The 12,011-nt window shown below is 67.8% G+C and carries 11 protein-coding genes and 1 pseudogene; 6 read left to right on the forward strand and 6 right to left on the reverse strand.

Annotation, left to right across the window (positions count from 1 at the left end; all coding sequences use genetic code 11):
* Positions 1 to 12 precede the first annotated feature (12 nt).
* Positions 13 to 510 carry a thiol peroxidase gene (gene tpx / locus ACFFN1_RS06120; protein WP_376839566.1) on the forward strand — a complete coding sequence of 166 codons (498 nt, stop codon included), beginning with the start codon at positions 13 to 15 and terminating at the stop codon, positions 508 to 510.
* A 75-nt stretch (positions 511 to 585) separates the two neighbouring features.
* Here tpx and ACFFN1_RS06125 read toward each other — a convergent pair whose 3' ends face one another.
* From ACFFN1_RS06125 to ACFFN1_RS06135, 3 genes are all read right to left on the reverse strand, one after another.
* The gene (locus tag ACFFN1_RS06125; protein WP_376839568.1) at positions 586 to 1,305 is read right to left on the reverse strand and encodes a PIG-L deacetylase family protein; all 720 of its coding nucleotides are present in this window, start codon (positions 1,303 to 1,305) and stop codon (positions 586 to 588) included.
* A gap of 31 nt (positions 1,306 to 1,336) precedes the next feature.
* On the reverse strand, positions 1,337 to 2,404 hold the full coding sequence (locus ACFFN1_RS06130) for a DUF808 domain-containing protein (protein WP_376839570.1): 1,068 nt from the start codon (positions 2,402 to 2,404) through the stop codon (positions 1,337 to 1,339).
* 175 nt (positions 2,405 to 2,579) lie between these two features.
* Positions 2,580 to 4,067: a peptide MFS transporter gene (locus tag ACFFN1_RS06135; RefSeq protein WP_376839571.1), complete on the reverse strand. Its 1,488-nt coding sequence runs from the start codon at positions 4,065 to 4,067 to the stop codon at positions 2,580 to 2,582.
* A gap of 265 nt (positions 4,068 to 4,332) precedes the next feature.
* Between ACFFN1_RS06135 and ACFFN1_RS06140 the strand changes: the two genes are divergently transcribed.
* Positions 4,333 to 4,794, forward strand: a complete 462-nt coding sequence (locus ACFFN1_RS06140) for an OsmC family protein (protein WP_376839573.1) — start codon at positions 4,333 to 4,335, stop codon at positions 4,792 to 4,794.
* A 76-nt stretch (positions 4,795 to 4,870) separates the two neighbouring features.
* On the opposite strand, the gene ACFFN1_RS06145 is transcribed toward ACFFN1_RS06140, so the two are convergent.
* Together ACFFN1_RS06145 and ACFFN1_RS06150 are read right to left on the reverse strand one after the other, a co-directional pair.
* Positions 4,871 to 5,392, reverse strand: a complete 522-nt coding sequence (locus ACFFN1_RS06145) for an O-acetyl-ADP-ribose deacetylase (protein WP_376839574.1) — start codon at positions 5,390 to 5,392, stop codon at positions 4,871 to 4,873.
* A gap of 83 nt (positions 5,393 to 5,475) precedes the next feature.
* The gene (locus ACFFN1_RS06150; RefSeq protein WP_376839576.1) at positions 5,476 to 5,928 is read right to left on the reverse strand and encodes a DUF6392 family protein; all 453 of its coding nucleotides are present in this window, start codon (positions 5,926 to 5,928) and stop codon (positions 5,476 to 5,478) included.
* A 177-nt stretch (positions 5,929 to 6,105) separates the two neighbouring features.
* Between ACFFN1_RS06150 and ACFFN1_RS06155 the strand changes: the two genes are divergently transcribed.
* Positions 6,106 to 7,263: a C40 family peptidase gene (locus ACFFN1_RS06155; RefSeq protein ID WP_376839578.1), complete on the forward strand. Its 1,158-nt coding sequence runs from the start codon at positions 6,106 to 6,108 to the stop codon at positions 7,261 to 7,263.
* A 154-nt stretch (positions 7,264 to 7,417) separates the two neighbouring features.
* Here ACFFN1_RS06155 and ACFFN1_RS06160 read toward each other — a convergent pair whose 3' ends face one another.
* Positions 7,418 to 9,643, reverse strand: a complete 2,226-nt coding sequence (locus ACFFN1_RS06160; protein ID WP_376839580.1) for an NADP-dependent isocitrate dehydrogenase — start codon at positions 9,641 to 9,643, stop codon at positions 7,418 to 7,420.
* Between the two features lie 223 nt (positions 9,644 to 9,866).
* Between ACFFN1_RS06160 and ACFFN1_RS06165 the strand changes: the two are divergent.
* The 3 genes and pseudogenes from ACFFN1_RS06165 to ACFFN1_RS06175 all read left to right on the forward strand — a co-directional run bounded on the left by ACFFN1_RS06165 (position 9,867) and on the right by ACFFN1_RS06175 (position 11,978).
* Positions 9,867 to 10,456: pseudogene (locus ACFFN1_RS06165) on the forward strand (thymidine kinase).
* A 94-nt stretch (positions 10,457 to 10,550) separates the two neighbouring features.
* On the forward strand, positions 10,551 to 11,360 hold the full coding sequence (locus ACFFN1_RS06170) for an alpha/beta fold hydrolase (protein WP_376839582.1): 810 nt from the start codon (positions 10,551 to 10,553) through the stop codon (positions 11,358 to 11,360).
* Between the two features lie 69 nt (positions 11,361 to 11,429).
* Positions 11,430 to 11,978: an SLC13 family permease gene (locus tag ACFFN1_RS06175; RefSeq protein ID WP_376839584.1), complete on the forward strand. Its 549-nt coding sequence runs from the start codon at positions 11,430 to 11,432 to the stop codon at positions 11,976 to 11,978.
* Positions 11,979 to 12,011: the final 33 nt, after the last annotated feature.

Raw genomic sequence — 12,011 nt, forward strand, 5'->3', positions numbered from 1 at the left:
TAAGGTGAAGGCATGGCTACTACCGCATTCCAGGGAGACCCTGTCAGCCCCAACGGCTCGCTGCCCGAGACCGGCAGCAAGGCACCTGCCTTCGAACTCGTCGGCACCGACCTGTCCTCAGTCACCTCCGCCGACGTCGCCGGCAAGCGTGTCGTGCTCAACATCTTCCCCAGCGTCGACACCGGCGTGTGCGCTGAGAGCGTGCGCAGGTTCAACGAGCTGGCCGGCACACTCGACAACACCACGGTCATCTGCGCCTCGAAGGACCTGCCGTTCGCGCTCGGCCGGTTCTGCGGCGCCGAAGGCCTCGACAACGTCACCAGTGCCTCAGCCTTCCGCACCGACTTCGGCGATGACTACGGTGTGCGCATGACCGACGGCCCGCTGGCCGGCCTGCTCGCCCGCTCAGTCGTCGTACTCGACGAGAACGGTGTCGTGCTGCACTCGCAGCTGGTCCCGGAGATCGGCCAGGAACCCGACTACGACGCAGCCGTCGCCGCCCTGAGCTGACGCCCCACCGCCTCGGCGCCGGCACCCGGCGCATGACCGGCAGCCGGCTGGATCTGCACAGATCCAGCCGGCTTCTCACATCTGAATGGAGCGGAAGCCCACCGCGCTGGCCACTCCGGCGCGCTCACCGGCAGCGGCGGTCATGCCCTCGAGCATCTCGCGCGGGGCCGGGTGACCCGGCAGGGCGTCGAGGTAGACCTCGTGGGCTGACAGCGAGGCGATGCCGCGCTCCAGCGGCTCGCCGGTGACGTCGACAGCGCAGGTCGGCTCATCACCCGAGACGAGCAGCCAGTCCGCCTTCCACGCCTCTAAGTCCTCCTCCTCGCGCAGCTCGGGGAACACCCACGGATTGTCGGCATCGCGGATCGCGTCGATGACGGCCAGGCCGACGTTGCGGTGGTCGACGTGGTTGAGCCCGAAGCTGACCTCCAGCTTCCACGGCAGGGTGATGATCGCCTGCGGGCGGTAGGACCGGATCTGCCGGGCGATCGCCTTGCGCAGCGCATGATCGGCCTCGACGAGGCCATCGGGGAAGTCGAGGATCGTCAGCGACTCAACCCCCACCTCGGCGCAGGCGGCTTCCTGTTCGCGGCGGCGCAATGGTGCGACTTCGGCCGGATCCATATCGCGGATGCCGGCCTCACCGGCGGTGAGCAGAAGGTAGGAGACATCGATCCCGGCCGCCGTCCAGGCGGCGACGGCGCATGAGGCGCCGTATTCCATGTCGTCGGGGTGGGCGACGACGCCGAGGACGCGGTCGATGCCGGTGGTGTCGAAGAATTCGAGATCGCTCATACATCCACCCTAGGCCATGGGCGGGCACATCTCAGCGGGTCTCGTCTGCCGCCTCCGGTCCGTCGCCGGCGGCATGGGAGCCGCCTGCAGAGCCCGTGCCGGACGGCGCACCAGGGGCGGAACCGGCGCTCCTCGGCGCATCCTCCGCAGCGCCTTCACCGCCGTCCTTCGTGCCGTGGCCGAAGGGCAGCAGGTGCACGATCCCGACGATCAGCGAACCGATGATGAGTCCGATGATGAGCGAGCAGATCGTGTTGATGAGCCAGCCGAGCACCGCCCCGATGCCGGCGACCGCAGCGCCGAAGCCTTCAAGGTGGTGGACGAGTCCGTAGAGGCCCTGCCAGCCGAGGTCCTTGGTGCCCACGAGCAGGATGTGCCCGCCGACCCACAGCATCGCGAAGGTGCCGATGACCGAGATCGCATCGAGCACCCGCGGCATCGCCGTGACGAGGAAGCGGCCGAACCGCTGCGCGCCGGCGCTGTCCCGCTGCGTCATCGCCAGGCCGATATCGTCCATCTTCACGAGCACGTCGACGACGCCGTAGACGAGGACCGTGATGCCGATCGCCACCGCGATGAGGATAATGGTGCGGTTGATGAGCGACTCGGCGGCGACTTCGTTGAGGGAGATCACCATGATCTCGGTTGAGAGGATGAAATCGGTGCGCACCGCCCCGGTGACGACCTGCTTCTCACTCTTCTCACCCTGCAGCTGACTGGGCTCGCCCTGCTCGGCATGATGGCCGCGGATCTTCTCCCAGACCTTCTCCGCCCCTTCGAAGCACAGATAGCAGCCGCCGATCATGAGCAGCGGAGTGAGCGCCCAGGGCAGGAACTGGCTCAGCAGCAGCGCGGCCGGCAGGATGATGAGCAGCTTGTTGCGCAGCGAGCCGAGCGTGATCTTCCAGATGATCGGCAGCTCGCGCGCCGGCGTGACGCCGTGGACGTACTGCGGGGTGACCGCCGCATCGTCGACGACGACACCGGCAGCCTTCGCACTCGCCCGGGCCGTCGCCGCCGCGACATCATCGGCGCTGGCGGCAGCCATCCGCGCCATCGCCGCGATGTCGTCGAGCAGCGCGACGATGCCGCCGCTCATCGCAGGCCTCCGGCCGCCGCGCCCGAGGCGGTGGCCGCCGGGGCAGGGCCCGTCGCCTCGGCAGGGCGGGATACCTGGACAGGGCGGGACACCTCGGGAGCGGGAGCCGACGCTGGGTGCGGGTGCAGGCGCGCAGTCATAGGCACCATCGTACGGGCAGCGCCGGCAGGCAGGCTCACTTGACGCCGCGCATGAGCCGGATGACCGGCTTGGCCGTCAGCACGACGATGAGGCCGACGGCGATCGAGGCCAGGCCGAGGGTCGTCCAGTACGGCACCTGGTTGTCGGCGTCGTAGTACTTGGCGAAGACGCCCGAGAGCGAGGTGCCCACACCGGAGCCCAGGAAATACAGGGCGATCATCTGCGAGGTGAAGACCTTTGGCGACAGGCGCGTGGCCACCGACAGGCCGATGGGGGAGATGAGCAGCTCGGCGACGACGAAGAGCGCGAGGATGAAGACCACCCACAGCAGCGGCACGGTGTTGTTCTGCGCATGCGCATAGGGCAGGAACAGCAGGTAGGCGCCGCCGATGATGAGCAGCGAGAGCCCGGCCTTGATGGGGGTGGCCGGCTGGCGGTCGCCGAGCTTGAGCCAGATCGCAGAGAACACCGGGGCAAGGGCGATGACGAAGAACGCCGGGATGAGGGTGATCCAGGAGATCGGCATCTCCCAGCCGAAGATGCTGCGGTTGAGCTGCGTGTCGGAGTAGCCGGTCAGGGCGTTGAAGATCTGCTGGTACAGCGACCAGAATGCGATCGTGGCGAGCACGAACGGGATGAACGACAGGGTGCGGGAGCGCTCTACCTCGGTGATCTCCCTGCTGCGCAGGATGACGGTGAAGTAGGCGACAGCCGAGATGAGGCACACCAGGGTGGTCCAGACGGCGAGGTTGCCGGCGTTCATGATTCCGGTCATCCACAGGATCGTGATGAGGGCGATGACGCCGAGCGCAACGGCGCCGAAGCGCCACCGCTGGCCGGCCGGCAGCGGGTTGACGACGATCTTCGCTGATTCCGGCAGGTTCTTCCGGCCGGTGAGGTAGAGCACGAGGCCGACGGCCATGCCGATGGCGGCGGCGCCGAAGCCGATGTGGAAGCCGATGTCCTTCTGCAGCCAGCCGGTGACGAGCGGGCCGAGCAGGGCGCCGATGTTGATGCCCATATAGAACAGTGAGAAGCCGGCCTCTCGGCGGGTGTCCTCTTCGGTGTAGAGGGTGCCGACGATCGCGCTGGCGGTGGCTTTGAGCCCGCCGGAGCCGAGTGCGACGAGGATGAGGCCGACGGCCACGCCGATGACGCCGGGCACGAGGCCGAGGGCGATATGGCCGAACATGATGATGACGGCTGACCAGAACAGCACCGGCTCGGCGCCGAACACCCGGTCGGCCAGCCACGCCCCGCCGACGGTGGCGAGGAACACCGCACCGCCGTAGGCGCCGACGATCGCGAAGGCGGTCGGCTGGTCCATGCCGATGCCGCCCTCGGTGGTCGAGAAGTAGAGGTAGAGGACGAGGATGCCGGTCATGCCGTAGTAGGAGAACCGCTCCCACATCTCCAGACCGAACAGCTGCATGAGCGGCAGCGGATGGCCGAAGAAGCGGGTGTCGTTGCGCAGGTCCTCTGCCTGCGGCTGTGCAGTCGTCGTCTCGGACGGGCCAGTCATGATGTCGTGTTCCTCTGTCATTCGGTTCTGGATGCTCAGCTCCGCTGAGGCCGGTGCAGCCCGGATGCCGTGGGGGTATGCGGCAGCGGAGCCGGAGGCCGCCGACACTCTACTCCTGTGATCTGTGCCGCGCCAGCGGCGGAAAGCTCGAATTCCAGCGCGCATCCGCGATCGGGCCGGCGGTGCGCGGCGGTCGGTCAGCGGCAGTCTCAGCCGCTGTGTGCGGCGCTGTACATGGCTTCGCGGCAGATGGGAGGATGAGGATATGACTGCACAGAACAGCACCGCTGACGACGGCCAGCGCCGCGTCGAGGTGACCAGGATCACGGAGAATCACTACCGGGCGCGGGCCGCCTCGGGTGCGGAAGTCGACTTCGGCCGCGGGGAGGGGCTCATGACGCCGGTCGAGCTGCTGCTGGCGGCCGTCGCCGGCTGCTCGGCCGTCGACCTCGACACCGTCATCAGCCGCCGCACCGAACCGGAGCGCTTCACGATCGGCTCCGCAGGCGTCAAGGTCGTCGAGGAGGACGATGCCTCGCGGATGGACGACATCCGGCTGCACTTCGACCTGGCCTTCCCCGATGATGCCGCCGGCCGGCAGGCCGCGAAGATGGTCGAACGCCTCCTGGCCCTGTCCCATGACCGCTACTGCACGGTCTCGCGCACGATCGAGCACGGCGCGCCCGTGGCGATGAGCGCTGAGGTCACCCCAGACCCCACGGCCTGAGCACTCGCTGCCGAGGTGGTGTGCCCGCTGCCGAGGTGGTGTGCCCGCTGCCGAGGTGTGGCGGGCCTTGGCGAGCTCAGCCGGCTGCGCTGGGGAACACCTCGGCGAAGGCTGTGTGGACCTCAGGGGAGAAGAGCACGAACCGGACCTCCTCGATGCCCGGCCAGTCCTGTGCATCCAGCGCCTGGCGGGCGGCAGCGGCAGTGTCGGCTGCCGCCCAGCCGTAGACTCCGGCGCCGATCGCCGGGAAGGCGATCGTGCGGGCACCCACCTGCTGCGCGGTCGTGAGGCTGGCGGCATAGCAGGAGGCGAGCACCTCGGGGTCGGTCTGCCCGGCGTTCCGGTTGGGTCCGACCGTGTGGATGACCCAGGTCGCTGCCAGCTTGCCGGCCTCTGTCGCTACCGCCTGGCCGGGCGGCAGCCCGTCGGGCAGCTGCTCGGCGCGGACCTCACGGCAGGCGGCGAGCAGCTCTGGTCCGGCAGCGCGGTGGATCGCCCCATCGACGCCGCCGCCTCCCAGCAGGGAGGAGTTCGCGGCGTTGACGATCGCATCGCAGTCTTCGGTGGTGATGTCTCCGGTGCGCAGAGTGATGCGCATAGCGCAGAGCCTCCTTCGCTTCAGGGCGGGGTCGTCGCTTAAGGGCCGGCGTCGCGCCGCAACGCAGTCAGGCAGGCGAGAGCTCAGGCGGCGGTGAGGGACACCGAGCACAGGCCGCCGTTGACATCGTATTCGGTGCGGATCTCCGTGGTCTCCAGGCTGAACACCTCGGCCCCGGCAGCATCGTCCTCCAGCAGTGCGTGCACCCGGTCCGGAGCGCCGAAGGTCTTGTGCACCTGCGCGGCATTGGGCCGGCACCACCATGATTCGACGAGCCAGGAGGGCACGACGATCCCGTTGAAGGACCCGGTGCGGTCGTAGACGAGGCGCAGCTCCACCTCGGCGAGGGTGCCGCAGGCGAAGAGGAACTCGACGCCGGAGTTGACGAAGGTCCACCACACGCAGTCATCGGATTCGGAGCGCAGCGGGTTCTCGCCGACCACAAGCATGGCTGTCAGGACCGCGATGTCGTCGCTGCTGCGGCCCACCGCACGGCTGAGGGGAAGGATGTTACCGGTCACGGGGCTGGCATTCATGTGACCCAGCTTACAATCTTCGCCCTGTCGAACGGGAGGGGCCGGGCGGCCGCTCACTATCACGATTCCGTGACGATCGCCCAACCGCCGGGCGGTGAACGGCGGCAGGGACAGCCACCGGCTAGTGTGGAGCCACATTCGTGTCCCACTTCCCACCAGGTCACTGGAAGGACATCCATGTCTCGCTATACCCGTTTCCCGCTGCGGCGCCGTGCCGGTCGTGCGCTCGCTGCAGCTGTCGTCATCGCAGCCGGTGCCGCCGGCATCGCCGCTCCGGCCGCTGCGCAGGAGGTCCCGCAGCACGGGGAGAACCTGCTGCCGAAGCCTCCGATCAAGCGCTTCGACCAGCTCGCCGGCAATGTCCGCGACACCAATCCGAAGCCCGAGGAGACCCGCAAGCCCGGCTCCGGGCTGCAGGAGGGCAAGCCGGCCTTCGTCGACGTTTCCGTGGCCACCCTGTGGACCGACCCTGACAGCCCGCGGAAGGTCGATGAGCCGGCGCTGGGCAATCCGGTCGACCTCGACAAGTGGAACGCCAACCTCAAGAACACCGAGACCCGCCGCGGGCTGACCGGCAAGACGCAGACCCAGGCGCTGTTCGGCGATGAGGTGCGGGTGCTCAAGCTGACGGAGAACTGGGCGAAGGTCGCGGTGCGTTCGCAGTCGAATCCCGGTGATGAGCACGGCTACGAGGCCTGGGTGCCGCGCCGGCAGCTGGTGGGCAACCCGGACTTCGAGAAGCTGCGCAGCCGCGGTGAGCTCGCGATCGTCTCGACGGTCACCGCCGCCGTCACCGACGCCCCGGGTGGGAAGACGATCGAGACCGCCGCGACGAACACCGGCCTGCCGGTGCTCACGAGCGGCGAGAGCTCGGTGCGGGTGCGGCTGCCTGATGGCGGCACCGGCTGGGTCAAGGCCGGCGATGTGCGCATCTTCGCTCAGGGTGAGAAGCCGGCGAAGCCCAAGCCCTCACAGCTCGTCGACACCGCCAAGCGCTATGACGGCGTGCCCTATCTGTGGGCCGGCACCTCGCAGTACGGCTTCGACTGCTCCGGGTTCACCTACGCCGTCTACCGCCAGCACGGCATCGACCTGCCGCGCGACTCCGGACCGCAGTCTGAGTCCGGCACGAGCGTCAAAGCCTCCGAACTGCAGCCGGGCGACCTCATCTTCTTCGCCGGCAAGGGTGGGAAGGGCAAGGTCCATCACGTGGGCATGTACATCGGCCACGGCAAGATGATCCACGCTCCCAATGCCTCGAAGACGGTCGAGATCGTCGACTGGAAGAAGTGGGACAGCGGCGGCGAGTTCTCCGGCGCCCGACGCTACCTCTGACCCAGCCGCTGCCTCTGGCGGCAGCCTGCGGATCTGACCAAGCCGCTGCACGCACAGAGCCCGGAACCAGATGGTTCCGGGCTCTGCCTGTCTCCGTCGCTGTGCCAGTCTCAGCCGCAGCGGCGGCGGCCGATCACATGATCAGCTCACGTTCTCAGACGTCCTTCTTCTCCAGCGTCTGCATGATCGCGTTGAGAGTCTGCGAGGGACGCATGACCGCTGCGGCCTTGTCATCCTCGGGCAGGTAGTAGCCGCCGATGTCAGCGGCATCGCCCTGCACCGCGAGCAGCTCCTCATCGATCGTATCGACGTTCTCACGCAGCTGCGCAGCGATCTGTGCGAACGCCTCGGCCAGCTCTGCGTCCTCGGTCTGCTTGGCCAGCTCCTCAGCCCAGTACAGCGCCAGGTGGAAGTGGCTGCCGCGCGAGTCGCGCTCGCCGACCGTGCGCGACGGCGACTGGTTCTCGTTGAGGTAGGTCTCAGTCGCCTTGTCCAGGGTCGCTGCCAGCACACCGGCACGCTCATTGCTCGCAGTGCGGTTGAGGTGGCGGAAGCTCTCAGCGGTGGCGAGGAACTCGCCGAGGGAGTCCCAGCGCAGGTGGTTCTCCTCCAGCAGCTGCTGAACGTGCTTCGGCGCCGAACCACCGGCGCCGGTCTCGAACAGGCCGCCACCGGCGATGAGCGGAACAACCGAGAGCATCTTCGCCGAGGTGCCGAGCTCCAGAATCGGGAACAGGTCGGTGTTGTAGTCACGCAGCACGTTGCCGGTCACCGAGATGGTGTCCTCGCCCTTGCGGATGCGCTCGAGGGAGAACTTCGTGGCGGCAACCGGATCCATGATCTGGATGTCGAGGCCCTCGGTGTCGTGCTCGGGCAGGTACTGCTTGACCTTCTCGATGAGGTTGCGGTCGTGGGCGCGCGCCTCGTCGAGCCAGAACACGGCCGGGGTCGCAGAGATCCGGGCACGGGTGACAGCGAGCTTGACCCAGTCGCGGATCGGCTCGTCCTTCGTCTGGCAGGCGCGCCAGATGTCACCGGCCTCGACGTCGTGGCTCATGAGCACGGTGCCTGCGGAGTCGACGACCTCGACGGTGCCGGCCTCAGCGATCTCGAAGGTCTTGTCGTGGCTGCCGTACTCCTCGGCCTTCTGCGCCATGAGACCGACATTGGGCACCGAGCCCATGGTGGCCGGATCGTAGGCGCCGTTGGCCTTGCAGTCCTCGATGACGGCCTGGTAGACCCCGGCGTAGGAGGAGTCGGGGATGACGGCCAGGGTGTCGGCCTCTGCGCCGTCGGGTCCCCACATCTTGCCGCCGATGCGGATCATCGCCGGCATCGACGCGTCAACGATGACATCGCTGGGCACATGCAGGTTGGTGATGCCCTTATCGGAGTTGACCATCGCCATCGCCGGGCCCTCAGCCAGACCCTTGTCGATGCCGGCGCGCACGCCGTCAGCGACCTCGGCCGGCAGCGCGTCGAGTCCCGAGAGGATCGCGCCGAGTCCGTCATTGGGGCTCAGACCGGCCTGGGCCAGCTGCTCGCCGTAGGTGTCGAACACCTCGGGGAAGAAGGCCTTGACGACATGACCGAAGATGATCGGGTCGGAGACCTTCATCATCGTCGCCTTGAGGTGGACGGAGAACAGCACGCCGGCGTCCTTAGCGCGGGCGATCTGCTCGGTGAGGAATGCATCGAGCGCAGAGGCCTTGAGGAAGGTGCCGTCGACGACCTCGCCAGCGAGCACCGGAACCTCCTTGAGGGTCTCCGTTCCCGAGGCGGTGCGCAGGCGGATCGTGAAGGTGTCGTCCTGCTCAGCGACGACGGAGAGCTCATTGGAGCGGAAGTCGTCCTTGCCCATCGTGGCGACGGCGGTCTTCGAGTCAGCCGTCCACTCGCCCATCGAATGCGGGTGCTTCTTGGCGTAGTTCTTCACCGCCTCCGGTGCGCGGCGATCGGAGTTGCCCTCGCGCAGCACCGGGTTGACGGCCGAGCCCTTGACCTTGTCGTAGCGGGCGCGGACGTCCTTCTCCTCATCCGTCGCCGGCTCCTCCGGGTAGTCCGGGAGCTGGTAGCCTTTCTCCTGCAGCTCAGCGATCGCGGCTTTGAGCTGCGGGACCGAGGCGGAGATGTTCGGCAGCTTGATGATGTTGGCCTCAGGCTGCTTGGCCAGCTCACCGAGCTCAGCGAGAGCATCAGGAGCTTTCTGCTCCTCAGTGAGGTAGTCGCCGAAGAGCGCGATGATGCGGCCGGCCAGTGAGATGTCACGGGTCTCCACCTCGACGCCGGCGGTCGTAGCGAAGGCCTCGAGGATCGGCTTGAACGAATACGTCGCCAGCATCGGCGCTTCATCGGTGTGCGTATAGATGATCTTTGACATGGTCAGTGACGTCTCCAGATCGCTAGGGGTTATCGCTGACAGTCTACTCAGCGACACAGACACCGGCCCAACCACCTCGGGCAATGGCAGGAGTGCGATCGCCCACGTCCGGCGGCCGCTTCTCCGGTTCGTACTATCCTGTTGCGCGGGGCGCACGCGACCCCGCCGCCGCCCGGACCGACTCCGGTGACGGCCGGCTGCCAGCTGAGGGGAGGAGACCGCAATCGCCAAGCTGTACTTCCGCTACGGCGCCATGAACTCGGGCAAATCCACCGCCCTGCTGCAGGCCGCCTACAACTATGAGGAGCGCGGACAGCGGGTGCTGCTGGCCAAACCGCTCATCGACACGAAGGGCGCTGACGAGATCGTCTCCCGGCTCGGGGTCACCCGGACCGTCGACTTCCTCATCGACGCGGAGGCCGATGTCGAGCAGGTCTTCGCCGACACCGCCGGCTATGTCGACCATGATGCGCTCATCGAGAGCCTGGAGGTGCCGGTCCAGCCGGTCGCCTGCCTGCTCATCGACGAAGCCCAGTTCCTGTCTGCCGCGCAGGTCGAGGACTGCCTGCGGATCGCCACCCTGCACGATGTGCCGGTGATGGCCTATGGGATCCGCACCGACTTCCAGACCCGGGCCTTCCCCGGCTCGGCGCGGCTGCTGGAGATCGCCCACACCCTCGAAGAGCTCAAGACGATCTGCCGCTGCGGGCGCAAGGCGATGTTCAACGGCCGCCAGATCGACGGCGANAGTCGCTGTGCGCTGACTGCTATCTCACCCGGTCCGGGGGAGTGCTCGGCGCTGCCAGCCGCTAACGATCCGGACACGGCTGCCTCCTGCGGTACCGGTGCGTGAGCTCCTTCACTATGGTGGAAGCTGAACGTTTCGTGTGAAGGAGGGTGTTCGCCCATGGCGATCCCGCAGCTGTCCTACTCCATCGTCCACGACCCCGGCCACGAAGCTCCCGTCCTCATCCTCGGCAACGCGCTGGGCACCACCCGCGAACTCTGGGCTGGTGTGGCCTACCGGATGGCCGATGACTACCGCATCGTCACCTTCGACCTGCCCGGCCACGATCCGGCCAGCCACACCGCCGACGACCTCGAAGCCCAGCTCGCCGACCTCACCCTCGCCGACATCGCCGCAGGCGTCATCGCCATCGCCGACGAGATCGGCGCTGAGACCTTCCTCTACGCCGGCCTGTCGATCAGCGGAGGAGTGGCGATGCAGCTGGCCCTCGACTTCCCCGACCGCCTGACCGCCGTCGCCGCGCTGTGCGCGGCCCCGAAGTTCGGCACCGCCGAGAGCTGGCGGGACCGCATCGCCACCGTCCGCGCCGACGGCACCCGCAGCCTCATCCCCGACACCGCCGACCGCTGGTTCGCCGCCGGATTCCTCGACGAGGACAACCCGGCAGGACCCATGGTCTGCGAGATGCTCGGCAATGTGCCCGATGACGGCTACATCGCCTGCTGCCGGGCGCTGGCCCGCTTCGACATCACCGAGCGAATCCCGCAGATCCGTATCCCGATCCTCTTCCTCGCCGGCGCCCAGGACCTCGGCAACCCGCCGGAGTCGATGCGCGCCCTGGCCGAACAGGTGCCCGACGGGCAGGCGACCGTCATCCCGGATGCCGCCCACATCGTCGTGGCCGAACACCCCGACCTCGTCTGCGATGCCCTCACCGCCTTCTTCGCCCGCGTCGAGAACCGCAGCTGACACGCCCCGTCCACCCGTTGACCCTCCACCTCCGTCCACCCGCCCCGACGATCCAAGGGAATGAGCCCGATGTCCGAGAACAGACCAGCCGGTGAGCACGCCTCCCACTATTCACCGCTGCCCAACGCCGACAGCACCGAGCAGAACATGCGCTCGCCCGGTGAGCAGGCGGCACCGTTCTCGGCCTCGACGAACTACACCCGCTGGATCGGCATCCTCGGCGGTCTCGTGCTCGCCGCCATCGTCTGGTTCATCATGCCCGATGAGGTACCGCACGGCGCCCGCGTGACCGCTGCGACCGCCAGCGTCATGGCGGTGTGGTGGATGACGGAGGCGCTGCCGATCCCGGCCACCGCCCTCGTCCCGCTCGTCGTGTTCCCGCTCTTCATCGAAGGCACCGAAGAAGCTCCGGTCACCGTCTCCTCGGTCGGTGCGAAGTACGGCTCCGACACGATCTTCCTGTTCATGGGCGGCTTCCTCATCGCCCTGGCGATGCAGCGCTGGAACCTCCACCGGCGCATCGCCCTCCTCATCCTGTCCTTCATGGGGGCTCTTCGGACATCCGGTGGGGGTCATGGGGTGAGTCCGCCGGCGGCGAGGAGCATGCGGAGGCGGTAGTTGTGCTGGTTGCGGTAGCCGCGGGCGAGGCGG

Source organism: Brevibacterium otitidis (assembly GCF_042429315.1).
In the GTDB taxonomy this organism is placed as follows: Bacteria; Actinomycetota; Actinomycetes; order Actinomycetales; family Brevibacteriaceae; genus Brevibacterium; species Brevibacterium otitidis.

What these genes read in the sequence shown, in the direction of transcription:
- tpx (WP_376839566.1), top strand. Translation starts at nt 13, where the DNA reads ATGGCTACTACCGCATTCCAGGGAGACCCTGTCAGCCCCAACGGCTCG.
- ACFFN1_RS06125 (WP_376839568.1), bottom strand. Translation starts at nt 1,305, where the DNA reads ATGAGCGATCTCGAATTCTTCGACACCACCGGCATCGACCGCGTCCTC.
- ACFFN1_RS06130 (WP_376839570.1), bottom strand. Translation starts at nt 2,404, where the DNA reads ATGAGCGGCGGCATCGTCGCGCTGCTCGACGACATCGCGGCGATGGCG.
- ACFFN1_RS06135 (WP_376839571.1), bottom strand. Translation starts at nt 4,067, where the DNA reads ATGACTGGCCCGTCCGAGACGACGACTGCACAGCCGCAGGCAGAGGAC.
- ACFFN1_RS06140 (WP_376839573.1), top strand. Translation starts at nt 4,333, where the DNA reads ATGACTGCACAGAACAGCACCGCTGACGACGGCCAGCGCCGCGTCGAG.
- ACFFN1_RS06145 (WP_376839574.1), bottom strand. Translation starts at nt 5,392, where the DNA reads ATGCGCATCACTCTGCGCACCGGAGACATCACCACCGAAGACTGCGAT.
- ACFFN1_RS06150 (WP_376839576.1), bottom strand. Translation starts at nt 5,928, where the DNA reads ATGAATGCCAGCCCCGTGACCGGTAACATCCTTCCCCTCAGCCGTGCG.
- ACFFN1_RS06155 (WP_376839578.1), top strand. Translation starts at nt 6,106, where the DNA reads ATGTCTCGCTATACCCGTTTCCCGCTGCGGCGCCGTGCCGGTCGTGCG.
- ACFFN1_RS06160 (WP_376839580.1), bottom strand. Translation starts at nt 9,643, where the DNA reads ATGTCAAAGATCATCTATACGCACACCGATGAAGCGCCGATGCTGGCG.
- ACFFN1_RS06170 (WP_376839582.1), top strand. Translation starts at nt 10,551, where the DNA reads ATGGCGATCCCGCAGCTGTCCTACTCCATCGTCCACGACCCCGGCCAC.
- ACFFN1_RS06175 (WP_376839584.1), top strand. Translation starts at nt 11,430, where the DNA reads ATGTCCGAGAACAGACCAGCCGGTGAGCACGCCTCCCACTATTCACCG.